The following is a 23,180-nucleotide window of genomic DNA, read 5'->3' on the forward strand; positions in this document are numbered from 1 at the left end:
CGGCGGATAGCGTTTCGTTTTGTGGAGGCCATCGTCATGCGCAAAGATATCGAAGCCGGCGAATATCTGCTGGCGCTCAACGCGGAAGAAAGCGAAAACGAGTCCGGCGCGGGCTATGCGGTTCGTGTGCGGGTGGCGCGCATCGACGGAAAAGCGGTGCACGGCTCGCGGCTGGTCGATGATTCCGGCGAGATGATCGGCCCGCACGGTCCGTTCGAGACGATCGCGGGAGCCCTCGCGCATGGCGAGGCGTGGGGGCGCCACTACATCGCGCGCGTATTGGCGCACGGGTTGTAACGGCGGGTGGCGGCGCAGGGAGGGATGTCATCCCCGCGAGGCGAGGGTGCGCGCGCGAAATATCGGCCGCTAGACTTGGCCTTACCGCTCGGTCCTGCGCCGATCGGCTCAAGCCAGTTTGCGGAGATTGCCATGACGCCCGTTGCGCTTTACGTCACGCCGAACTATATCGCCTCGGTTCGCCGGGGAAGAGGACGTGAATGTTTTGGAGGCACCGTGAGGTTTATCGGTGTGGATGCGTTGCCGTTCGATATCGAGCATCTCTGCCTGCTCGACCGCGAAACGCCGATCGAAGCCTTGTTCGATGCAGTGAGGGATGCAGAACGCTTGTTGAATGCGGTGTGATCCGCGATATCGATGCAGCAGGCAGGCGAAGGAAAGCGCAACGGGGTAGATCCCGCAAGCGGGGCGCGGTCTCGGCCCGCAGCGCTATTACCCGCGTGGTGGTTTCGATTGTGTTCGTGGTCGTTCAAGTCTGACCGGAAACAGCGCGCGCCGCGATAAAAGACGACTGGCTTTATGCTGTCGATTCAGCATGAAACCATTGGCGAGTGGTACCGGGGACCGGACTTGAACCGGCAAGCCGTTAGGCGGCGGATTTTAAGTCCGCTATGTTTACCAATTTCATCACCCCGGCAGAGGGCGGACGCGAATTCTACCACTGCCATGCAGCGCGCCAAAACAGCGCGACGACAGCAAGTGAATGGCCCGCGCTCCGAGCGCATATCGACGAGAAAACATGACCCTCATCGGCCTCATCTCCGACACGCACAATCTCGTTCGCCCCGAAGCGCTCGAGGCCCTGCGCGGCTCTGCACACATCATCCACGCCGGCGACATCTGCAAGCGCGAAGTGCTCGATACGCTGGCGCAACTGGCTGCGCTGACCGTCGTGCGCGGCAATAACGATATCGGCGACGATGTCGCGATGTTGCCCGAGCACGCGCGCATCGACTTGGCGGGCGCGACAATCCATGTCGTGCACGATATCGCCGATGTGCCGAAAGCACTCGATGGCGTCCATGTCGTCGTGACCGGGCATTCGCACAAGCCGCTCGTCGAGAAGCGCAATGGCGTGCTGTTCGTGAATCCGGGTAGCGCGGGGCCGCGAAGGTTCAAGTTGCCGATCACGGTCGGTCTGCTCGAAATCGGCGAGACGGGTGACTCTGAGGACACGGACATAAAGGCGCGCATCGTTACGCTCATCGAATAAAAAAAGCCGGCGCTCTTGCAAGCGTCGGCTTTTGTTCTAACGACTCAACCTCGATGCTCAAGCCCGAACGGTATTCTCGGGAAACGAGCCATCCATCTCTGCTGCCTCGCGATGACCGCGCAGAATCGCATGCGCTTCCGAATGCGATGCCACCGCGGGCGGCGAGCCCTTCAGCGGCTTTTTGGCCGTCTCGCGCAGCGCGAGCACCGAAACGATGCCGATGATCGACGCGCCCATCAGATAGTACGCGGGCATCATCAGATTGCCGGTCTTGTCGACGAGCCACGCCGTCACGAGCGGCGTCGTGCCGCCGAACAGCGACACCGACACGTTGAAGCCGATGGCGAGCGCGCCATAACGAATCTTCGTCGGGAACAGCGCCGGCAGCGACGACGGCATCACGCCCGTGAAACACGACAGAAGCGCACCGAGAATCATCATGCCCGCGAAGATCGAAGGTACGGTGCCGAGGCGGATCAGCGAGAGCGCCGGGATCGACAGCAGCAATAAGCCGACGCAACCCGCGAGCATCACCGGTTTGCGGCCGATCGTATCCGACAGACGGCCCGCGAACAGCGTGAGCGGCATCATCAGCACCATCACGACGAGCACGATGAAAAGGCCATGTGTCTCGTTGAACTTGAGCGTCGCCGAGAGATAGCTCGGCAGATACGACAGCGCCATGTAGTCGGTCACGTTGAAAATAAGCACGAGGCCCACGCACTGCAAGAGCGGCTTCCATTGCTGCACGAGCGTTTCGCGAAACTGCTGCTTGGTCGTTTCGTGCGACACGGCTTCGGCCTTTTCCGCCTCGCGCTGGAACGCGGGCGTCTCTTCGAGCTTCATCCGGATATACAAGCCGATCAGCCCGAGCGGACCCGCGATCATGAACGGAATGCGCCAGCCCCAGCTGAGGAGCGCCTGTTCGGACAACGCGGCAGTCAACACCGCGACCACGCCTGCGCCGAGCACATAGCCCACGAGCGTGCCAAGTTCCAGGAAGCTCGACATGAAGCCGCGCTTCTTGTCCGGCGAGAATTCGGCAATGAACGTCGCCGCGCCGCCGTATTCCCCGCCCGTCGAAAAGCCTTGCAACAAACGCGCGGCGAGCAGCAGCACCGGCGCCATCACGCCGATGGTCGCGTAGCTCGGAATGAGACCGATACAGAAGGTGCCGACGGCCATCATGATCATCGTCATCGCGAGCACGCGCTTGCGGCCGATGCGGTCGCCGAGCGGACCGAACACCATGCCGCCGATCGGGCGCACGAGAAACGCGGCCGCGAACGTGCCGAAGGTGGCCAGCAACTGCGCGGCCGGACTGCTCGACGGAAAGAAGACCTTGCCGAGCGTCACGGCGATGTAGCTGTACACGCCGAAGTCGAACCATTCCATCGCGTTACCGATAGCCATGGCGCCGACCGCGCGCTTGAGAAGCGATTGATCGACGATGGTGATGTCGTCGAGCGTCATACCGGACGCCTGGTTCGATGCGCCTCGTTTGCGCCAGAGGCCGTCATGTGAAGCATTCATAGTGCGAGAGACTCCGTGTTCAACCCCGCGCGCGCGATGCCAGCGCCGGGTGCGCCGCTCCGAGGGCGGCGACTACTGCCGATATCGGCCGGAATAGTGCAGTTTCGCGACGGCGCCGCATGCGTGCTTTCAACCATTGGCCGAAAGCGATAGCTCCGCGCAGCCCTGAATGAAGTCAGCGCTGAAAAATGCGTAGCAAATGCGGTGCCGGTGCCTCGCGGAAGAAGTCGCGAAATTGCACTCGGGAAATAGCAAACGAATTTGACGTGCGGACGGCGAACTCAGCGAGTTGCCGCGGGTGGGCCGCGACGTCGGCGAAAACCAAGGCTTGAAACGAAAAAGGCCGGCGCGACGTTTCGATGTCGCTCGAAAACCGACAAGCCTCTTTGTATGAAACTGTCACTGCCGCGTTCGGATTCAGGCTTTAAGCTCGAACTGACCGCGCGAATGATGGTGAATTGCTGTTGATAACGAGCAAGATGATAACACGATGACAGACGAAGCGCAAACCAGCCTGTCCGGGCGCTCGCTTGAAAACGCGCAATCCCTTGCTGGGCTTAGGATTACGCTTAGTCGAATTTGTCCTTAAGCGCTTGTTGAAAAAGACGAGCGCGCAACAAAAAACCGGCCGCTTGGGCCGGTTTCTTCGAGAGCCAGTTAGGCTTAAGTTCAGCTTTGCGGCGGCACATATCCCGTCGCGGTGTCGGCGCCTTCGCCGAAGAAGTACTTTTCCGTTTGCTTGAGCAAGTACTGGCGCGCGCGCGGGTCGGCCATATTGAGCCGGTTTTCGTTGATCAGCATGGTTTGCTGCTTGAGCCAGCCCTGCCACGCTTCCTTCGACACCGTTTCATAGATGCGCTTGCCGAGTTCCCCCGGCAGCGGCGGAAAGTCGAGTCCTTCGGCTTCCTTGCCGAGCTTCGCACATTGGATCATTCGGGCCATCGTCTGTTTCTCCTATTGAGTAGCGGAGCGCGTGCGTTCGTGCGCACGGCGCGTGCAATGTCGGTTCAAAGCTGTTTCATCAGGACGAGCGATTTGCGCTGCCAGTTGTAGAGTCGCCGGCGGTCTTCCGGCAGGTCGTCCACCGTGACCTTCACGAAACCGCGCTTGAGGAACCAGTGTTCGGTGCGCGTCGTCAGCACGAAAATGCGCGTGAGCCCGCGAGCGCGCGCGCGTTGTTCGATGCGCTTGAGCAGGCGCTCGCCATCGCCGGAACCTTGCGCCTCGGGCGCGACGGTCAGACACGCCATCTCGCCGATGCGCTCCTGCGTGTACGGATAAAGCGCCGCGCAGCCGAAGAGCACGCCATCGTGCTCGATGACCGAGAAGTGGTCGATGTCGCGTTCGATCTGATGCCGTCCGCGCCGCACGAGCGTGCCGTCGGATTCGAGCGGCTCGATCAGCGTGAGAATGCCGCCGACGTCGTCCGGCGTCGCTTCGCGCAGACTTTCGAGATTCTCGTAGGAGATCATCGTGCCGACGCCGTCGTGCAGGAAGAGTTCGAGCAGCACGCTGCCGTCGAGCTTGTACGGAATGATGTGCGCGCGCGCCACGCCGCCGCGGCAGGCGCGAATGGCGTGCTTGAGATAAAACGCGGTATCGCCCTGAAGCTCGCCGCTTTCGTGAAGCCGGTAAGCGTCGTCGAGCGACATTTCCCGCACGAGTTCGTTTTCCTGATCTTCGAGGCCGGGAATCTCGGTCACGAAGATGATCTTGTCGGCGCGCAAGGCGATGGCCGCGGCGGACGCGACGTCTTCCATCGACAGATTGAACGCTTCGCCAGTTGGCGAAAAACCGAGCGACGACAAGAGCACGAGCTTGTTGCTCGCAAGCGACTGGCGGATGGAATCGCCGTCGATCTTGCGCACGACGCCCGTGTGCTGGAAGTCGACGCCATCCAGAATGCCGACCGGCCGCGCCGTCACGAAGTTGCCCGACACCACGCTGATGTGCGCGTGAGCCATCGGCGTGTTCGGCAAGCCCTGGCTGATGGCGGCTTCGATGTCGAGGCGCACTTCGCCAGCGGCTTCCTTCGCGGATTCGAGCGCGCGCGCGTCGGTAATGCGCAGCCCGTGCGAGAACGACGATTCGACGCCGTGCAGACTCAGTTGCTCGTCGAGTTGCGGACGCGAGCCGTGCACCAATACGACGTGGATGCCCATGGCGTGCAACAGTCCGACGTCCTGGACGAGCGCATTCAGGCGGCCTTCCTGCACCAGTTCCCCGCCAAACGCGACCACGAAGGTTTTGTTTCGGAACGCGTGAATATAGGGCGCAACGGAACGCATCCAGTCGACGAACTGGGCGTGGGGATTCGGCGCTTCGGCTTCGACTGCGGCCGGCTGCGACGGGATGGCGAGGTCGGTAGGGGAATTCATGCCGGGATTATAATGCGATGCTATGCCGAATGTTTCCAGACGCCCCACCCAAGGCGGCAAGCCGCCATCCGCCGACAAGTCGCTCGATACCCAGGAGCAGTTGAAGAAACTGCGCGAAAGCTTGCTGCGCGACGCGCAGACAGGCGAGGACGAGGCTGCCGGTCTCAGCAAGAAGGAACTCGCCGCGCGGCGATTTGCGGGCGGCGGTGCGGTTGAGGGCGTGGTTGGGAATTCGGGTTCGCAGGGGCAGAATGCGAAGTCGCCGACGCCGGTGGCTTCGCAGCCTCGGCGCGGCGCGCAGCAAGCGGCCGGAAATGCTGCCGCCAAGTCGCAAAAGCCGAAGCCGCAGTCTCCGGTCACGCAGGAGTCGCGAGGAGTCGCACCGCAAAGTCGCGTGGAGCGCAAAGCGCTGCAGGAACCGTCGACGCGAAAGCTGGATGCATCGGCTGATCGGAACACGTCGCTCGCGCGCCCGGCAAGCGCACGCGATATCGCCAAACCTTCCTCTTCGCGCGATGCAAGTAGTTCGCACGATGCTCGCGGCGAACAACGCAGCACGCAGGCGCGCCAAACGACTTCTGCTTCAACCGCGCGGCCGGTCGAGGCACAAGGCACCCGACGTTCAAGAAACGATTCTCGCGCGGAGATCACGCGTGCCGACCTCAGCGCGCGCGACGAACGGCACAAGGCCGAGGCGCGGCAAGTCGATCGAAGCGCACGACCGGACGACCGATCCCATCGAGAGCAGGCCGCAGCGCAAACGCACTCGAGTGCGCGCAACGCGCAAGCCGGGCAGGTTCGCCACGTAAGCGACGAGCGTTCACCACGTGAAGCGCGCGCGGCGCGAGCCAGCGAACCACGCGCCAAGCAACAAGGCGAAGTCTCCGCAGTTCAGCCCGCGAGGCAACACAACGTACGCCCACCGCGCCGCGAGGGGCGCGCCGTCACCGCCAACCCCATCCCGCCGATCACCTTTCCCGAGGCACTTCCCGTCTCCGCCCGTCGCGAGGAGATCGCGCGCGCGATCGAAGGGAATCAGGTCGTGATCGTGAGCGGCGAAACCGGCTCCGGCAAAACCACGCAGCTCCCCAAGATCTGCCTCGCGCTCGGACGCGGTCTCGGCGCGGGCGGCAGCGGTCTCATCGGTCATACGCAGCCGCGCCGGATCGCGGCATCGGCGACGGGGCGGCGTATCGCCGAGGAACTCGCAACGCCTTTCGGCGAAGTGGTCGGCTACAAGGTGCGCTTCACCGACAACCTCGCGCCGGGCGCATCGGTCAAGCTCATGACCGACGGCATCCTGCTCGCGGAAACGCAAACCGACCCGCTGCTGAGCGCGTACGACACGATCATCATCGACGAGGCGCACGAACGCAGCCTGAACATCGACTTCCTGCTCGGCTATCTCAAGGAAATCCTGCCGAAGCGCCCGGACCTCAAGCTGATCGTCACGTCCGCGACCATCGACGCGCAACGCTTCGCGCGCCACTTCGGCAGCGACGAAAAGCCCGCGCCCGTGATCGAGGTCAGCGGGCGGCTGTATCCGGTCGAGGTGCGCTACCGGCCGGTGGAGGAAGACAGCGCCGCCGTCAAATCGGCGCAAGGCACGCTGCACAAGCGCAACGACCGCAAGGCGGACCGCGATTTGATGGAAGCCATCGTCGATGCCGTCGATGAACTCTGCCGCGTCGGTCCCGGCGACGTGCTCGTGTTCCTGCCCGGCGAGCGCGAAATTCGCGATGCCGCCGAGGCGCTGCGTAAGCACCATCCGCCGCATACGGAAATCCTGCCGCTGTTCGCGCGCCTTTCCGCTGCCGAACAGGAGCGCGTGTTCAAGGCGTCGAACGCGCGGCGTATCGTGCTCGCGACCAACGTCGCGGAAACGTCGCTGACGGTGCCGGGCATTCGCTATGTCGTCGATACCGGCATGGCGCGCGTGAAGCGCTATTCGTATCGTAACAAGGTCGAGCAGTTGCAGATCGAGTCGATCTCGCAGGCCGCCGCCAATCAGCGCGCGGGCCGGTGCGGGCGCGTCGCGGACGGCGTCTGCATTCGTCTCTACGACGAAGCCGACTTTCAGTCGCGCGTGCGCTTCACCGATCCCGAGATCCTGCGCTCGTCGCTCGCGGCGGTGATCCTGCGCATGAAGTCGCTGCATCTGACGGCGATCGAAACCTTTCCGTTCATCGAGCCGCCGCCGGGTCGCGCGATCGCCGACGGTTACCAGTTGCTGAACGAACTCGGCGCCGTCGACGACGACAACGCGCTCACGCCGCTCGGCCGCGAACTCGCGCGGCTGCCGCTCGATCCGCGCGTGGGCCGCATGATTCTCGCCGCCCGCGATCATCACGCGTTGACGGAAGTGCTGATCATCGCGTCGGCGTTGTCGGTGCAGGACCCGCGCGATCGTCCGATCGAAGCGCAGGAGCAGGCGGATCAGGCGCATCGGCAGTTCGTCGACGAGCGCTCCGAGTTCCTGCAATGGACGCGCATCTGGAAGTGGTTCGACGAAGCCATTGCGCACAAGAAGTCGAATCGACAGTTGACCGATGCGTGCCGCGCCAACTTTCTCTCGCATCTGAGATTGCGCGAATGGCGCGACGTGCATTCGCAACTTCTCACGGTCGTGCGCGAACATGGCTGGCGTCTGAACGAATCCGACGCGACGTTCGAGCAAGTGCATCTTTCGCTTCTCACGGGGCTGCTCGGCAACATCGGCATGAAGGCCGACGACGAGCCGCATTATCTCGGCGCACGCGGCATCAAGTTCCATTTGTGGCCGGGTTCCGCGCTGCTGAAGAAAGCGGGCCGCTGGGTGATGGCGGGCGAACTCGTCGAGACGAGCCGGCTGTACGCGCGGACCATCGCGAAGATCGAGCCGGAATGGCTGGAAACGGTCGGGCCGCATCTGTTGCGCAAGTCGCTTTCCGAGGCGCATTGGGAGAAGAAGGCCGCGCAAGTGGTCGCGTATGAACGCGCGACGCTCTACGGTCTCACGGTCTACGGGCGGCGGCGCGTGAGTTACGGCCAGCAGGACCCGAAGTACGCGCGCGAGTTGTTCATTCGCGGCGCGCTGGTGGAAGGCGAGTTCGACACGCGTCTGCCGTTCTTCGCGCACAACCGCAAGCTGGTCGCGGACATCGAGCAACTCGAACACAAGTCGCGCCGTCAGGACGTGCTCGTGGACGACGAACTCATCCACGGCTTCTACGATTCGCTCGTGCCCGAAGGCATCTGGACCGGCGCGGCGTTCGAACGCTGGTATCGCGACGAGCAGCGCAAGGAGGGCGGCAAACAACTGCTGTTCCTTTCGCGCGACGACCTGATGCGTCACGAGGCCGCCGGCGTCACCACCGACCTGTTCCCGAAGCGCATGACGATGTCGGGCATCGAAATGACGCTCGCGTATCACTTCGAGCCGGGCGCGCCGCGCGACGGCGTGACGCTCACGGTGCCGCTTTATGGCCTGAATCAGATCGATGCGCGCCGCGTCGAATGGCTCGTGCCCGGCATGCTCAAGGAAAAGACGCAACTGCTCCTGAAGTCGCTGCCGCAAAAGCTGCGCCGGCATGTCGTGCCCTTGCCGGATTACGCGGCGGGCTTTGCCGAGCGCAACGCGGGGCCGAGGTTCGGCGCGGGTGCCTTGGTCGATGCGCTCATCGCCGATATTCGGGAGCAGACGCAAGTCGCCGTGAAGAGCGCGGATTTCAAGCTCGAAACGCTGCCTGCGCATCTCTTCATGAACTTCAAGGTGATCGACGAGCACGGCCGCCAGCTCGCGATGGGCCGCAATCTCGCGCAATTGCGAGCGGAACTCGGCGGTCAGGCGCAGCAGCATTTCCAGAAGCTGACGGCAAGCGCGGCTTTCGATGCACTTTCCGCCGATTCGCCGAACGCGCCGCAGACGCAGGCCGCGAACGCGTCCACCGGCACCGCGCTCTATGAAAACCTCACGACGTGGAATTTCGGCAAGCTGCCCGAGCTGCTGGAAATTCGACGTCGCGGGCAGACGCTGTTCGGCTATCCGGCGCTCGTCGATCGCGGCGCGCATTGCGACGTCGAAGTGTTCGATTCGCCGGAGGAGGCGGCGCGGATTCATCGCGCGGGCTTGCGGCGGCTCTTCTGGCTGCAATTGCGCGAGCCGATCCGCTATCTGGAAAAGAATCTGCCGGGGCTGCGCGAAATGTCGATGCAGTTCATGGCGCTCGGCACCGCCGACGAGTTGCGCGATCAGATCGTCGATACGGCGCTGGATCGCGCATGTTTGCAAGACCCGCTACCCGACGACGACGTGAGCTTCCACGCTCGCCGCGATGCCGCGAAAGGCCGGCTCACGCTGCTCGCGCAGGAGATCGCGCGGCTGGTCGGCGCGATCCTCGGCGAATACACGGCGCTTCTAAGGAAGCTCGCGCAGGCGAAGCCGTTCGCCCAGGCTTACGCCGATATCCAGTCGCAGTTGAACGCGCTCATCGGCAAGCGCTTCGTGATCGACACGCCTTACGCGCAACTCGCGCATTTCCCGCGTTATTTGAAGGGCATCGGGCTGCGAATCGACAAGCTGAAGGCCGATCCGGCTCGCGATGCGCGTATTTCCACGGATCTGCATCCGCTCGTGCAGCAATATCAGCGCGCGCTCGCGCAACGCGGCGGCGTGGCGGACGCGCGGCTCTCGGAATACCGCTGGCTGCTGGAGGAACTGCGCGTGTCCCTGTTCGCGCAGGAACTGCGCACACCCATGCCCATTTCCGTGAAGCGCCTGCATAAAGTCTGGGAAGCGATGCAGCGCTAATAGACGAAGCAGCGCAATGCCGATTTTTTCGCCAAAAAAACGGCATTTCTTGCGCCGTTAAACGAAATTGCGCAAAAACAGGCGTTTCGTCAACGCGACGACAAGCGCAAACGTTCTACAATGACGCCTGCCTTCGGACGTCTACTTTTTCATGCGCTCATCTTTTCTGTCTGGCCGCTTTCGGGCGGTTGCCTCACGCGCCGCGCTCGCTATCGGCGCGGCCTTCATCGCCACCGCGGCATTTGCCAATAACGTCATCGTCCTGAACTCGGCTGAAGCCACGCTGAGTCTTATCGACGAAAACACGCGCCAGGTCGTCGGCACCGTGCCCACGGGCAAGGAACCGCATCACTTGATGCCCACGCCGGACGCGTCATCGCTGATCGTTGCGAACTCGGTATCGAACAATCTCATGTTCGTCGATCCGAAAACCGGCGCCGTGCAGCGCTGGGTTCAGGATATCGAAGACCCGTATCAGATCGGCTTTTCGCCGGATCGCAAGTGGTTCGTGTCGACGGGTCTGCGGCTCGACCGCCTCGATATCTATCATTTCGACGGCAAGAATCTGACCGTGGCCAAGCGCTTGCCGCTCGCCACCATGCCGAGCCATATCGCGTTTTCGAACGACAGCACGACCGCGTTCATCTCGCTGCAGGTGTCGAACGAAATCGCCGCGATCGACCTGGCGACGCAGACGGTCAAGTGGAAGATGAAAGTCGGCCCGACGCCCGCGGGCGTATGGTTCACGCCGGGCGACAAGTATCTGCTCGTTGGCATGACGGGCGCGGATTACGTCGCCGTGGTGGACTGGCGCAATCAGAAGATCGTCAAGACCATCACGACCGGCAAGGGCGCGCATAACTTCCGCTCGCTCGTGGACGGCAAGCATGTGGCCGTGTCGAACCGGGTGGCGAACACCATCAGCATCATCGACGAAGACACGCTCACGAACGTCGGCGACATCACGGGCCTCTTGCCGGGACCGGATGACATGGAACTTTCCGCCGACAAGAAGTATCTCTGGGTAACGTTCCGTTTCGCGAAGCATGTCGGCGTGATCGACCTTGCGGATCGTAAGCTGATCCAAACCATCAAGGTTGGCCGTTCGCCGCACGGAATCTACTTCTTCAATCGCGCGCCGGTGACCTCGCCTAACGGCGCCTGAGGCTGCCCGCGAAAGCAGTAGGAAAAGGGCGCTTGCGGGCGCCCTGTATTACGATTGAGTCAGGCCGTATTGAGTCACACGGAGCATCATGTTTCATTCCATTCTTTCGTCGCTCGACAGCTTCGTCTCCGCCCTGCAGACCATGCTCTATGTGGACGTGGTCCAGCCGTTCCTGTTCAAGGTCGGCCTCATGGACTATGACGAAGACACCTACGACGCTCTTTACTGGGTGATCGTCGGCGTGCTGGAAGTGCTCGCGATGTACGCCGTGCTGCGCCCGCTCGAAGCGCTGCGACCGGCCGAGGAATGGCAGGATCGCAAGGGAGTGCGTATCGACGTGCTTTATACGTGGATCGTCAAGCTCGGCATTCTGAACCTCTTTTTCTTCTTTACGTTCCAGCCGGTTTTCGATTCGCTGCAAAGCTGGCTGCGCCTGCATGACATCCCGAATCTGGAAATCGACAATCTCTGGCCGGGCGTGACCACGCAACCCATGGTCACGTTCGTGATTTATCTGGTGCTGCTGGATTTCGCCGGTTATTGGTATCACCGGCTGGAGCATCGCATCGGCATCTGGTGGGAACTGCACGCGGTGCATCACAGCCAGCAGCAAATGTCGCTTTGGTCGGACGACCGTAACCATCTGCTCGACGACATCATGCAGGCGGGGTTCTTCGCCACTGTCGCGCTCGTGATCGGCGTGGAGCCGTCGCAGTTCGTCGTGCTGGTCGCCATTACGAACCTCATGCAAAGCGTGCAGCACGCCAACATTCGCTTGCATTACGGCTGGCTGGGCGACCGGCTCTTCGTGAGCCCGGCGTTTCATCGTCGTCATCATGCAATCGGCTTCGGCCACGAAGGCACGGCGTACGGCTGCAACTTCGGCGTGCTGTTCGCGTTCTGGGACATTCTCTTTCGCTCGGCTTCGTTCGACCGCACCGTGGAGCCGACCGGTATTCGCGATCAACTCGGCGCGCCGGGCGTCGCGCCCGTGCGTTACGGCGACGGCTTCGTCGAACAGCACTGGCTCGCGTTCAAGCGGATCGGCGCGCGTTTGTCTTCGCGTCGCGCGAATTCGGCTTCCGACAAGAGCTCGGCGGCTGTCTGAGTCTCGATCACCAGCGCCCGTTCGGTGCGCTGGTTTATGCTGTCGTTTCCACTCTCTTCGTCGAATCACGCATGAATGACTTGCTGCGTTCGTTCGTGCGCGCCATTGCGCATGCCTTTCACCCACGCATGCTCTGGCTGACTTTCATGCCATTTGCGGTCGCCACGCTGAGCTGGGGCGCGGTGCTCTGGTTCTTCTGGCAGACGCTGACAGGCGCGGCAACCGGTTGGCTCGACGGCTGGGCGCTCACCGCCGCGATGTACCGCCTGTTTGATGCCGTCGGCTTCTCCTCGCTGCATGCGGTGATCGCGCCGTTTTTCGTCGTCATCATGGCGATTCCGCTGATCTTCGTGACCGTGCTGCTGCTGATCGCCACGCTCTCCATGCCAGGCGTCATCAAGCTGCTCACGCGCCGGCCGGGCGGTCATTACGCGCAGCTCGAAGAGCGTCACGGCGGCTCGTGGTACGGCAGTCTCGGGCACTCGGTCATTACCACGCTCGTTTGCCTGATCGCGCTCGTTGTCACGTTGCCGCTGTGGCTCATTCCACCGTTTTTCGCGCTGATTCCACCGCTCTTGTGGGGCTGGCTCACCTATCGCGTGATGACTTACGATGCGCTCGCCGTGCACGCGAGCGCCGAGGAACGCCGTGTGATCGTGCGTGATGCGCGCTGGCCGCTGCTTGTCATTGGCATCGTGAGCGGCCTGCTCGGTTCGGTGCCGACCATGTTGTGGGCCTGGTCGGTATGGCTCTTGCCACTCTTTCCCGTGGTCGCGGCGGCGACCATCTGGGCATACGCATTCATTCTGGTGTTTTCGGCGCTCTGGTTCGCGCATTACTGCCTGCACGCGCTCGAACGACTACGGGCGAATGCGACGCCTCAAGTGCCGGCCACCACCGTTCCATTCTGAGAAGGAGCATTCATGGGCATTGGCGTCATCATCATCGGCGACGAGATTCTTTCAGGCCGGCGCACGGACAAGCATCTGCCGAAAATCATCGAATTGCTGAGCGCGCGCGGGCTCTCGCTCGATTGGGCCGAATACGTCGGCGACGATCCCGCGCGCATCACCGCGACGCTCGCGCGCACCTTTGCTTCGAGCGATATCGTGTTTTCGACCGGCGGCATCGGCGCGACACCCGACGATCACACGCGTCAATGCGCGGCCAAGGCGCTCGGCCGGCCGCTCGAACTGCAACCGGAAGCGGCGGAACTGATCCGCGAGCGCATCCGCGAGACGGCCGGCGACAAACCGTATGACCTCGATTCGCCGGAGAATCTGCATCGGCTGAACATGGGGACGTTTCCGCAGGGCGCGGCGATCATTCCGAACAGCTACAACAAGATTCCGGGCTTTTCCGTCGGCGATCATCATTTCGTGCCGGGCTTTCCCGTCATGGCGTGGCCAATGATCGAATGGGTGCTCGATACCAAGTACGCGCATCTGCATCACGCGACGCCTTATATCGAGCGCTCGTTGCTCGTGTTCGGGTTGCCGGAGTCGCGCATCACGCCGCTCATGGTGACCATCGAACGCGATTTCGACGGCGTGCGCGCCTTCAGCCTGCCGAGCGTGGGCGATGCCGCGCGCGGCGCGCTCTATGCGCGTTCGCATATCGACCTCGGCGTGAAGGGCGAGCCGGATCAGGCCAACGCCGCGTTCGAAGTGTTGCGCGAGGGCGTGCTCGCCCTGGGCGGCGAAGTGGTCGAAGCGCCGCCGGAGGACGCGGCGTGATTCTGCTCGAAGTCATCGCGACGACCGTTTCCGACGCGCGCGCCGCCGAGCGTGGCGGCGCCAATCGGCTTGAACTGATCACGGCGATCGGCGAGGGCGGTTTGACGCCGAGCGTCGGCCTGATCGAGTCGGTGGTGGAGGCGGTGCGCATTCCGGTGAACGTCATCGTGCGGCCGCACAGCCGTTCTTTCGTCTACGATGCTGACGATTTCGCGGTCATCGAACGCGACGTCCGCGCAATCGCGAAGACGGGCGCCAACGCGATCGTCGTCGGCATGTTGAACGCACATGGCGATGTCGACACCGAAGCGCTAGAGCGCGTGATCGATGCCGCCGACGGTTTGCCGCTCACCTTCCATCGCGCGATCGACGAAGCCCGCGATTTACCCGCTGCGTTCGAGACGCTTTTGCGCTTCGACGCCGTCACGAACGTGCTGACATCGGGCGGCAAGCCATCCGTGCTGGAAGCCGGACCGGTTATCAAGGCGCTCGTCGCGCAAGCGGCGGAAACGCATTGCACGGTGCTCGCGGGCGCTGGTTTCATCGTGGATGCGGTCGCACCGTTCGCCGCCGCGACAGGCGTGAAGGCCGTGCATTTCGGCTCTGGCGTGCGCGTGGATGGAAAAGGCTCGGAGCCGGTCGACGAATTACGCGTGGCGCGCGTGCGGGTGTTGCTCGACGCAGGCGAGTGAACGAACGGCGACGCTTATGCGCCCATCCAAGGCAAGCCGCGAAAGCACCATCCCGACACCGTCTTCCGATGCCCTTGCCCGTTTTTGTCTCCCTCGAAACCTTCGAGCAGGTCATACGCTTTCATGAACCCTTCTTTCTGCGCGGCGACCGCGGCGAGCTTGGAGCGCGCGGCGCTGCGGCACAGAAAGAGCACCGGCGTATCCGGAGTGGCGACCTGCCGCAATTGTTCGATAAACTCGCCGTTCGGCACCGAGCCGGGATAGCGAATCCATTCGATATGCGCGTATTGCGCGCTATCGACAGCGGGACGTCCGACCCAGTCGAGTTCGGCGCGTGTGCGGACATCGACGAGACGCGTACGCGGGTCGAGTTGCAGCAGTTCGAAGGCTTCGGCGGGAAGGAAGGCGCCCGCGTAGGTCAGCTTGTTTTCCGTGGCTCGGCTCGCGGCCTGACCATAAAGTTGTTCGAGCGTGCTCATGGCGCGTAGTCTCCGGTAAAGCGCAAAAATTCATTTTAGCGTGCCAGACTCTGAGCGGTGCCGAGGGCTGGAATCGCGGCAACCTTACTGCGTCAAATTGGTGCAAGATAAGACGAATGCACGAAAATCGGGCGCGCCTCGGTAGATCCGAATTGTCGCGCACCGAACTAGTGCGAACGGTCGGCTTACGACTAAGCGGCCGGCTCGATAAAGCATCATCGTTTCACAAAAAACGCGCGCCGCTTCAATTGCTTAGCGCAAGATTGGTGCGCTTGGCATGGAAGCTGCTTTTCAAACCACGATTGTTTCAGCGGTACAGGATTCGGTCGGGGCGGCGAAAGGTTTTCGCCGACTTTTGTTAATCAGGAGATAGGTAATGAGTAAATCCGTGGCCGACGTCATTCAGCTCGTCAAGGACGAAGACGTCAAGTTTGTCGATTTCCGCTTCACCGACACGCGCGGCAAAGAACAACACGTTTCCGTGCCGGTCTCGGCATTCGACGAAGACAAATTTGAAAGCGGCCACGCTTTCGACGGTTCGTCCATCGCCGGCTGGAAGGGCATCGAAGCATCGGACATGTTGCTCATCCCCGATGCGGATACCGCGTTCATCGACCCGTTCTACGAGGAATCCACGCTGGTTCTGACCTGCGACGTGGTCGAGCCGGCCGACGGCAAGGGCTACGAGCGCGACCCGCGTTCGCTGTCGAAGCGCGCTGAGGCATATCTGAAGAGCTCGGGTCTCGGCGACACCGCGTTCTTCGGTCCGGAGCCGGAATTCTTCATTTTCGACTCGGTGCAATGGAACACGGATCAGTCGGGCACGTTCGTCAAGATCGGCTCGGAAGAAGCGCCGTGGTCGTCGGCAAAGGAATTCGAAGGCGGCAACACCGGCCACCGTCCGGGCACGAAGGGCGGCTATTTCCCGGTCGCGCCGGTCGACACGTTCCAGGACATGCGTTCTGAAATGTGCCTGTTGCTCGAACAGATCGGCATTCCGGTCGAAGTTCACCACCACGAAGTGGCGGGCCAGGGCCAAAACGAAATCGGCACCAAGTTCTCGACGCTGGTTCAGCGCGCGGACTGGCTGCAGCAGATGAAGTACATCATCCACAACGTGGCGCATACATACGGCAAGACGGCGACGTTCATGCCGAAGCCTATCGTCGGCGACAACGGCTCGGGCATGCACGTTCACCAGTCGATCTGGAAGGACGGTCAGAACCTGTTCGCGGGCAATGGCTACGCGGGGCTGTCGGAATTCGCGCTGTTCTACATCGGCGGCATCATCAAGCATGCACGCGCGCTGAACGCGATCACGAATCCGGGTACGAACTCGTACAAGCGTCTCGTGCCGCACTTCGAAGCGCCTGTGAAGCTGGCTTACTCGGCTCGCAACCGTTCGGCATCCATCCGCATTCCGCACGTGAGCAACCCGAAGGGCCGCCGTATCGAAACGCGCTTCCCGGATCCGCTCGCGAATCCGTACCTGTGCTTCTCCGCGCTGATGATGGCGGGTCTCGACGGCGTGCAGAACAAGATTCATCCGGGCGAAGCCGCGGACAAGAATCTGTACGACCTGCCGCCGGAAGAAGATGCAAAGATCCCGACCGTGTGTGCCGGCCTCGATCAGGCGCTCGACGCACTCGACGCGGATCGCGAGTTCCTGACGCGCGGCGGCGTGTTCACGGATTCGATGCTCGACGCGTACATCGAACTGAAGACGAACGAGCTGCAACGTTATCGTCAGTCGGTGCATCCGGTCGAGTTCGAGATGTACTACTCGCTGTAAGCGCCGCCAACGCATGACGTCGATGCGCTTCGTAGACGGCTGGTCGATGAAGCGCGCGGCGCATGCCCTAGGCGAACACGAAAAAGGGACGGCGCGCCGTCCCTTTTTTAATCGCCGCGTGGCTGATGCGCGTCACATGCAGTCACAAAGAAAGAAGAAGATCGAGTTTCACGAGCGACCTCATTGGCCACCCTTTTTAAAGCTCGATGGTGCTTAAGAATCTGATCAAGGCCCGCAAAGGGCACGCCGACGCACTCTCCGACGACACCCAACTCGCGGGAACCGGTCTTCTGCCGGGACTCGAAGCGTTGCCGACCGTCGTGCTCGTGCTCGACAAACGCACGCAGCGCATCGCGTACGCGAACCCGTCGGCGGAGTCGATGCTGGAGATGTCGCGCAAGCAACTCACGCAGACGCACTGGCCCAATCTCTTCGCCAACTCCGAGGAACTGGCGACGACCATCGCATCCATCGCGGAAAACCGCTTCAACGCGACGCGTCTCGATGCCATGCTCGAACGCCCCGGGCGCGAGGCGTTTCATGTGCATGCGATCGTCGCGTATCTGGAAGTCGCCACCGATTACGTGCTGCTCGAACTCTTCGAGAACGAACGGCATTTGCGCACCGACCGCGAAGAGCGCATTCACGATCTCACGGCGGTAAACAAGCAGCTCATTCGCAACCTCGCGCACGAGATCAAAAATCCGCTTGGCGGCATTCGCGGGGCCGCGCAACTGCTCGAGTTCGAACTCGGCGCGCGCGAACGCGACGAGTTGCGCGAATACACGCAGGTCATCATCAAGGAATCGGATCGGCTGCAGACGCTCGTCGATCGCTTGCTGGAACCGCACCGGCATCCGCATATCGTGGGCGATGTGAACATCCACGAAGTCTGCGAGCGCGTGCGCGCGGTGATCCTCGCGGAGTTTCCGCGCGGCCTCACCATCGAACGCGATTACGACGTGAGCGTGCCCGACCTGCGCGGCGACAAGGAACAACTGATTCAAGCGCTCCTCAACATCGTGCGCAACGCGGCCGAAGCGTTGAGAGAGCGCATCTCGCAAGGCGACGCCAAGATCGAACTGCGTACGCGCATTGCGCGCAAGGTGACCATTGGCAAAAAGCTGCACAAACTGGCATTGGACTTGCATATCACTGACAACGGTCCCGGCATTCCTAGTGAGATTCGCGACCGGATTTTCTTTCCGCTCGTGTCGGGCCGGGAAGATGGCAGCGGTCTGGGTCTTACGCTCGCGCAGTCGTTCGTGCATCAGCACGACGGGCTGATCGAAGTGGAGAGCAAGCCCGGTTGCACCGAGTTCGCCATGCTGTTGCCATTCGGAAACTGAGGATCATCGACCTGAATCCAAACGACGCACATTCCTGGCCGCCAATTTACGACGCGATTGCGCTCCAAGCCTTGAAGCCTGACCGTTTCGACGGGCTCACACCGAACCACACGAAGACTTCTCGCCGAACGATATGAAGCCGATCTGGATAGTAGACGACGACCAATCAATCCGATGGGTGCTTGAGAAAGCACTCGCACGTGAGAACTTCACGACGCGCAGTTTCTCCGGCGTGCGCGACGCGCTCGCCGCGCTCGAGCACGACAGCCCGCAAGTGCTCGTCTCCGACATCCGCATGCCAGGCGGCTCGGGCCTCGAATTGCTGCAAACGGTGCGTGACCGCTTGCCGGGCTTGCCAGTCATCATCATGACGGCGTTCTCGGATCTGGATAGCGCGGTGGCCGCATTCCAGGGCGGCGCGTTCGAATATCTCGCGAAGCCTTTCGATGTCGACAAGGCCGTCGAGCTGATCCGCCGCGCCGTCGACGAGTCCATGCGCGGCGAGTCCGCCTTCGACGAGCGCGTGACGGAAACGCCCGAGATGCTCGGCCAGGCGCCGGCCATGCAGGACATGTTTCGCGCCATCGGCCGCTTGTCGCATTCGGCGGCGACCGTGCTCATCACGGGCGAATCAGGCACCGGAAAGGAGCTTGTCGCGCGCGCCTTGCACCGACATAGCCCGCGCGCGAACGGACCGTTCATCGCGCTGAATACGGCGGCGATTCCGAAGGATTTGTTGGAATCCGAACTATTCGGTCACGAGCGCGGCGCGTTCACCGGCGCGCAGGCCATGCGGCAAGGGCGTTTCGAGCAAGCGGAAAACGGCACGCTGTTCCTCGATGAAATCGGCGACATGCCGTTCGACTTGCAGACCCGCTTGCTGCGCGTGCTCTCCGATGGACAGTTTTATCGCGTGGGCGGACACAATCCGCTCAAGGCGAACGTGCGCGTGATCGCGGCGACGCATCAGAATCTCGAATCGCGCGTGCGGCAGGGTTTGTTTCGCGAGGACTTGTATCACCGGCTCAACGTGATTCGCCTGCGCTTGCCCGCGTTGCGTGAACGCAGCGAAGACATTCCCTTGCTCACGCGGCATTTTTTGCAGAAGAGCGCGCGTGATTTGGGCGTCGAGCCCAAGCGCGTTTCGGATGAAGCGATTGCTTATCTGGCGTCGCTGCCGTTTCCGGGCAACGTGCGCCAGTTGGAGAACTTGTGCAACTGGCTGACGGTGATGGCGCCCGCGCAAGTCATCGAGCAGAAGGACTTGCCACCCGACCTCACGCCGCGACAGGACTATGCGTCGGCGGAGAGCATTGCGGTGTTGCCCGATGGCGCGATGACGGCGGGGCCCGCAGTCACCAACGGCGTCGCGGCGCCGTTGGCCGGAACGCCGGCTGGCGTCTGGGAGAACGGCTTGCGCACGGAAGTCGCGCGCCTTTTGCGTGAGAATTCGGCCGATGTCATGGACGAACTCGCGCGCCGTTTCGAGGCTGCCGTGATTCGCGAAGCACTCGACTTCACGCGCGGCCGGAAAGTAGAAGCGGCCGAGCGTCTGGGCATTGGCCGCAATACCATCACGCGCAAGATTCAGGAACTGCATCTGGACGCGTGATTTGGAGCAAATGGGGTCAGCCGAGCGTCGCGATCACCGGCGCGTGGTCGGATGGCTGGTCCCATTTGCGCGGCGCTTTATCGACTTCGCATGAAGTGCATAGCGCCGAGAGTTCCGCCGACAGCAAGATATGGTCGATACGCAGACCCATGTTGCGGCGGAACGCCATCATTCGATAATCCCACCACGTGTAGAGCTTTTCGGGCTGCTCGAACTTGCGGAAGGCATCGGTCAGGCCGAGTTCGACGAGTTGCACGAAGTGCGCGCGCTCCTCGGGCGATACGAGATTCTGTCCTTCCCACGCTTTCGGGTCGTGCACGTCGCGGTCGTCTGGCGCGATGTTGTAGTCGCCGAGTAACGCGAGCTTCGGATGATGCGCCATCTCACCGCGCAGCCATTCACGCAGCGCGTCGAGCCAGCGCATCTTGTAGGCGAACTTCTCGGTGCCGGGCGCCTGACCGTTCGGAAAATACGCCGACACAATGCGCACGCCTTCCACCGTCGCCGCGATCACGCGCTGTTGCAAATCCTCGAAACCGGGGATGTTGCGAATGACGTTCACCTCGTCCACTTCCATGCCGTCGCGCGCCAGAATGCCGACGCCGTTATAGGTCTTCTGTCCCGCGAACCAGCTTTTGAAACCGGCGGCCGCGAGTTCGGCGCGCGGAAACTTTTCGTCGGGGAGCTTGAGTTCCTGAAGACACAGGACGTCGACGTTGGAGGAAGCCAGCCAGTCGATGACGTGCTGCTGGCGGACTTTGAGCGAGTTGACGTTCCAGGTGGCGATTTTCATGGGGACGACGATTATCTTTGGTTCTGGTGAGGTCGAGTGCGCCGGACTTCGTGCGCAAGGCGATTCAAGTGCGGATAGCCATCCCGAATGATAACGCCATGTCATGGCGGATCGGCTTCGGCAACCTGGCGCGTGCTTCGCAAAGCTGCGGTCGAAGCGCCTCTTTACACCATTTTTACACCGCCCCCTCCAACCTTATCCAACCCTTTACGCGTCCTCCCCTAATCTCCACCCTATCCGAAAACCGATAGGGGAGAACGTCTCAATGGACCTGCTTTACCTCGCCGGCATAGCCCTGTTCTGGGCCCTGTGCGTGGCCCTCACGCGTGGCTGCGCGCTACTGCGCAACCGCGTCCAGGGAGGCCGCGCATGAACGCCTGGATGATGTGGCTCGCCGCCGCCTCGACGCTGCTGCTCTTCGCGTACCTCGTTTATGCGCTTCTCGACGCGGAGAACCTCGAATGAACGCCAATTCGCTGATGCAGACAGCACTCTTCATCGTCGTGCTGATCGCGCTCGCCATCCCGCTCGGCCGATACATCGCGAACGTGCTCGATGGCTCATCGGTGATCGTGAGAAAGACACGACCCGTCGAACGATTCATCTATCGCATGGCCGGCGTCGACCCCGAAGCGGAAATGTCGTGGAAGCACTACGCACTCGCCGTGCTGCTCTTCAACGCGCTCGGCACGCTCGCGTTGTACGGCTTGCTGCGCGTGCAGCATCTGCTGCCCGCCAACCCGCAAGGCTTCGGCGCGATGACGCCCGACGCCGCCTTCAACACCGCTGTGAGCTTCGCGACCAACACGAACTGGCAGGACTACGGCGGTGAAAGCACGCTCGGCTATCTCGCGCAAATGCTCGGCCTGACCGTGCAGAACTTCCTTTCGGCGGCGACGGGCATTGCTGTCGTCATCGCGCTGATTCGCGGTTTCAAGCGGCATTCGGTGCAGACCATCGGCAACTTCTGGGTCGATCTTACGCGCACCACGTTGTACGTGCTCGCGCCGCTTGCGGTCGTGGTGTCGGTGTTGCTCGTGAGTCAGGGCGTGATCCAGAACTTCAAGGCGTATCGGGACGTCTCGACGCTGCAAGTCACGACGTATCAGACGCAGTCGACGGACGCGCAAGGCAAGGCCGTCACGCAAACGCTCGAGAACGACAAGCAAACGCTGCCGATGGGCCCCGTCGCGTCGCAGGAAGCCATCAAGATGCTCGGCACCAACGGTGGCGGCTTCTTCAACGCGAACTCCGCGCATCCGTACGAGAACCCGACGCCGTTTGCAAACTTCGTGCAGATGCTCGCCATGCTCGTCATTCCGGCGGCGTTATGCGTCGTCTTCGGGCGCATGGTCGGCGACAAGCGGCAAGGCTATGCGGTGCTCGCGGCCATGACCATCGCGTTCGCCGCGGCCTGCTGGAGCGAGATCGCGGCGGAACAGTCGGGCAATCCGGTCTATGCGTCGCTGCATGTCGATACGACCGCGTCCGCGCTGCAATCGGGCGGCAACATGGAAGGCAAGGAAACGCGCTTCGGCATTGCGCAATCGGGCATTTTCACGGTGGCGACGACCGCGGCCTCATGCGGCGCCGTCAACAACATGCACGATTCGCTGACGCCGCTCGGCGGGCTCGTGCCGATGCTGCTCATCCAGCTTGGCGAAGTGATCTTCGGCGGCGTCGGGTCGGGGCTCTACGGCATGCTCGTGTTCGCGTTGCTCGCGGTGTTCGTCGCGGGGCTGATGATCGGCCGCACGCCCGAATACGCAGGCAAGAAGATCGAATCGTTCGAGATGAAGATGGTGTCGATCACCATTTTGCTCACGCCGTTCATCGTGCTCGCGGGCACCTCGATCGCCGTGCTGAGCGTGGCGGGAACGGCGGGTATCGCCAATCCCGGCGCGCACGGCTTCTCCGAAGTGCTCTATGCCTTCAGTTCCGCCGCCAACAACAACGGCAGCGCGTTCGGGGGCCTTTCGGTGAACACGCCGTTCTATAACGTCCTGCTCGGCATCGCGATGTGGTTCGGCCGCTTCGGTTCGATCATTCCGGTGCTCGCCATCGCGGGATCGCTCGCGGCCAAGAAGCGCCTCGCGGTGACGGCGGGCACGCTGCCCACGCACGGACCGCTCTTCGTCGTGTTGCTGCTCGGCACGCTGGTGCTGGTCGGCGCGCTCACGTACGTCCCCGCGCTCGCGCTCGGGCCGGTCGTCGAGCATCTCGGCATGATCGCCGGCCACTGAA

The 23,180-nt window shown here is 62.3% G+C and carries 20 protein-coding genes and 1 tRNA gene; 15 read left to right on the top strand and 6 right to left on the bottom strand.

Going from position 1 to position 23,180, the window contains the following annotated elements; genetic code table 11:
- Window positions 1-36 precede the first annotated feature (36 nt).
- Both NCR98_RS04945 and NCR98_RS04950 read left to right on the top strand, forming a co-directional pair.
- Window positions 37-297 (top strand): hypothetical protein, encoded by a 261-nt coding sequence (locus NCR98_RS04945; protein WP_250492129.1) that lies wholly within the window; start codon window positions 37-39, stop codon window positions 295-297.
- 132 nt (window positions 298-429) lie between these two features.
- On the top strand, window positions 430-642 hold the full coding sequence (locus NCR98_RS04950) for a hypothetical protein (protein ID WP_250464302.1): 213 nt from the start codon (window positions 430-432) through the stop codon (window positions 640-642).
- 207 nt (window positions 643-849) lie between these two features.
- On the opposite strand, the gene NCR98_RS04955 is transcribed toward NCR98_RS04950, so the two are convergent.
- A tRNA-Leu gene (locus tag NCR98_RS04955) sits at window positions 850-934 on the bottom strand.
- Between the two features lie 102 nt (window positions 935-1,036).
- Between NCR98_RS04955 and NCR98_RS04960 the strand changes: the two genes are divergently transcribed.
- Window positions 1,037-1,510: a metallophosphoesterase family protein gene (locus NCR98_RS04960; protein WP_250508840.1), complete on the top strand. Its 474-nt coding sequence runs from the start codon at window positions 1,037-1,039 to the stop codon at window positions 1,508-1,510.
- Between the two features lie 57 nt (window positions 1,511-1,567).
- Here NCR98_RS04960 and proP read toward each other — a convergent pair whose 3' ends face one another.
- The 3 genes from proP to argA form a co-directional block, all read right to left on the bottom strand.
- Window positions 1,568-3,043, bottom strand: coding sequence for a glycine betaine/L-proline transporter ProP (gene proP, locus NCR98_RS04965; RefSeq protein WP_250525661.1), 1,476 nt, complete (start codon window positions 3,041-3,043; stop codon window positions 1,568-1,570).
- 669 nt (window positions 3,044-3,712) lie between these two features.
- A complete protein-coding gene (locus NCR98_RS04970; RefSeq protein ID WP_244827576.1) occupies window positions 3,713-3,985 on the bottom strand; it encodes an oxidative damage protection protein in 273 nt (90 codons plus the stop codon).
- A 65-nt stretch (window positions 3,986-4,050) separates the two neighbouring features.
- Window positions 4,051-5,421: an amino-acid N-acetyltransferase gene (argA, locus tag NCR98_RS04975; RefSeq protein WP_244827577.1), complete on the bottom strand. Its 1,371-nt coding sequence runs from the start codon at window positions 5,419-5,421 to the stop codon at window positions 4,051-4,053.
- A 22-nt stretch (window positions 5,422-5,443) separates the two neighbouring features.
- Here argA and hrpA point away from each other — a divergent pair, with 22 nt between their 5' ends.
- From hrpA to NCR98_RS05005, 6 genes are all read left to right on the top strand, one after another.
- Entirely contained in the window at window positions 5,444-10,210 is a 4,767-nt protein-coding gene (gene hrpA, locus NCR98_RS04980; RefSeq protein WP_250525662.1) for an ATP-dependent RNA helicase HrpA, read from the top strand.
- Window positions 10,211-10,361: 151 nt separating this feature from the next.
- Window positions 10,362-11,375 carry a YVTN family beta-propeller repeat protein gene (locus NCR98_RS04985; RefSeq protein WP_244827579.1) on the top strand — a complete coding sequence of 338 codons (1,014 nt, stop codon included), beginning with the start codon at window positions 10,362-10,364 and terminating at the stop codon, window positions 11,373-11,375.
- An 88-nt stretch (window positions 11,376-11,463) separates the two neighbouring features.
- The gene (locus NCR98_RS04990; protein WP_250492133.1) at window positions 11,464-12,483 is read left to right on the top strand and encodes a sterol desaturase family protein; all 1,020 of its coding nucleotides are present in this window, start codon (window positions 11,464-11,466) and stop codon (window positions 12,481-12,483) included.
- Between the two features lie 71 nt (window positions 12,484-12,554).
- The gene (locus tag NCR98_RS04995; protein ID WP_250525663.1) at window positions 12,555-13,394 is read left to right on the top strand and encodes an EI24 domain-containing protein; all 840 of its coding nucleotides are present in this window, start codon (window positions 12,555-12,557) and stop codon (window positions 13,392-13,394) included.
- 12 nt (window positions 13,395-13,406) lie between these two features.
- Entirely contained in the window at window positions 13,407-14,219 is an 813-nt protein-coding gene (locus tag NCR98_RS05000) for a competence/damage-inducible protein A (RefSeq protein ID WP_244827582.1), read from the top strand.
- A complete protein-coding gene (locus NCR98_RS05005) occupies window positions 14,216-14,911 on the top strand; it encodes a copper homeostasis protein CutC (RefSeq protein WP_250464311.1) in 696 nt (231 codons plus the stop codon). Before NCR98_RS05000 ends, NCR98_RS05005 begins: the two co-directional genes overlap by 4 nt.
- A gap of 14 nt (window positions 14,912-14,925) precedes the next feature.
- On the opposite strand, the gene NCR98_RS05010 is transcribed toward NCR98_RS05005, so the two are convergent.
- Window positions 14,926-15,390, bottom strand: coding sequence for a rhodanese-like domain-containing protein (locus tag NCR98_RS05010; protein WP_250464313.1), 465 nt, complete (start codon window positions 15,388-15,390; stop codon window positions 14,926-14,928).
- A gap of 376 nt (window positions 15,391-15,766) precedes the next feature.
- Between NCR98_RS05010 and glnA the strand changes: the two genes are divergently transcribed.
- The 4 genes from glnA to ntrC all read left to right on the top strand — a co-directional run bounded on the left by glnA (window position 15,767) and on the right by ntrC (window position 20,143).
- A complete protein-coding gene (glnA, locus tag NCR98_RS05015) occupies window positions 15,767-17,182 on the top strand; it encodes a type I glutamate--ammonia ligase (RefSeq protein WP_244827585.1) in 1,416 nt (471 codons plus the stop codon).
- 22 nt (window positions 17,183-17,204) lie between these two features.
- Window positions 17,205-17,399 carry a hypothetical protein gene (locus NCR98_RS05020; protein ID WP_250525664.1) on the top strand — a complete coding sequence of 65 codons (195 nt, stop codon included), beginning with the start codon at window positions 17,205-17,207 and terminating at the stop codon, window positions 17,397-17,399.
- Entirely contained in the window at window positions 17,389-18,531 is a 1,143-nt protein-coding gene (gene glnL / locus NCR98_RS05025) for a nitrogen regulation protein NR(II) (protein WP_244827586.1), read from the top strand. Before NCR98_RS05020 ends, glnL begins: the two co-directional genes overlap by 11 nt.
- A gap of 133 nt (window positions 18,532-18,664) precedes the next feature.
- Window positions 18,665-20,143, top strand: a complete 1,479-nt coding sequence (gene ntrC / locus NCR98_RS05030; RefSeq protein ID WP_250492139.1) for a nitrogen regulation protein NR(I) — start codon at window positions 18,665-18,667, stop codon at window positions 20,141-20,143.
- 16 nt (window positions 20,144-20,159) lie between these two features.
- Here the strand turns inward: ntrC and xth are convergent, their stop codons facing one another.
- Complete coding sequence (xth, locus tag NCR98_RS05035; protein WP_250525665.1) at window positions 20,160-20,936, bottom strand: exodeoxyribonuclease III; 777 nt, start codon at window positions 20,934-20,936, stop codon at window positions 20,160-20,162.
- Window positions 20,937-21,305: 369 nt separating this feature from the next.
- On the opposite strand from xth, the gene NCR98_RS05040 reads away from it, so the two are divergent.
- Window positions 21,306-21,401 (top strand): potassium-transporting ATPase subunit F, encoded by a 96-nt coding sequence (locus NCR98_RS05040; RefSeq protein ID WP_244827589.1) that lies wholly within the window; start codon window positions 21,306-21,308, stop codon window positions 21,399-21,401.
- Window positions 21,398-23,179 carry a potassium-transporting ATPase subunit KdpA gene (kdpA, locus tag NCR98_RS05045; RefSeq protein WP_250525666.1) on the top strand — a complete coding sequence of 594 codons (1,782 nt, stop codon included), beginning with the start codon at window positions 21,398-21,400 and terminating at the stop codon, window positions 23,177-23,179. The genes NCR98_RS05040 and kdpA overlap by 4 nt, the downstream gene beginning before the upstream one ends.
- The last annotated feature ends 1 nt before the right edge of the window (window position 23,180 follow it).

It is taken from the genome of Caballeronia sp. GAWG2-1 (genome assembly GCF_023631405.1).
Classification (GTDB): domain Bacteria; phylum Pseudomonadota; class Gammaproteobacteria; order Burkholderiales; family Burkholderiaceae; genus Caballeronia.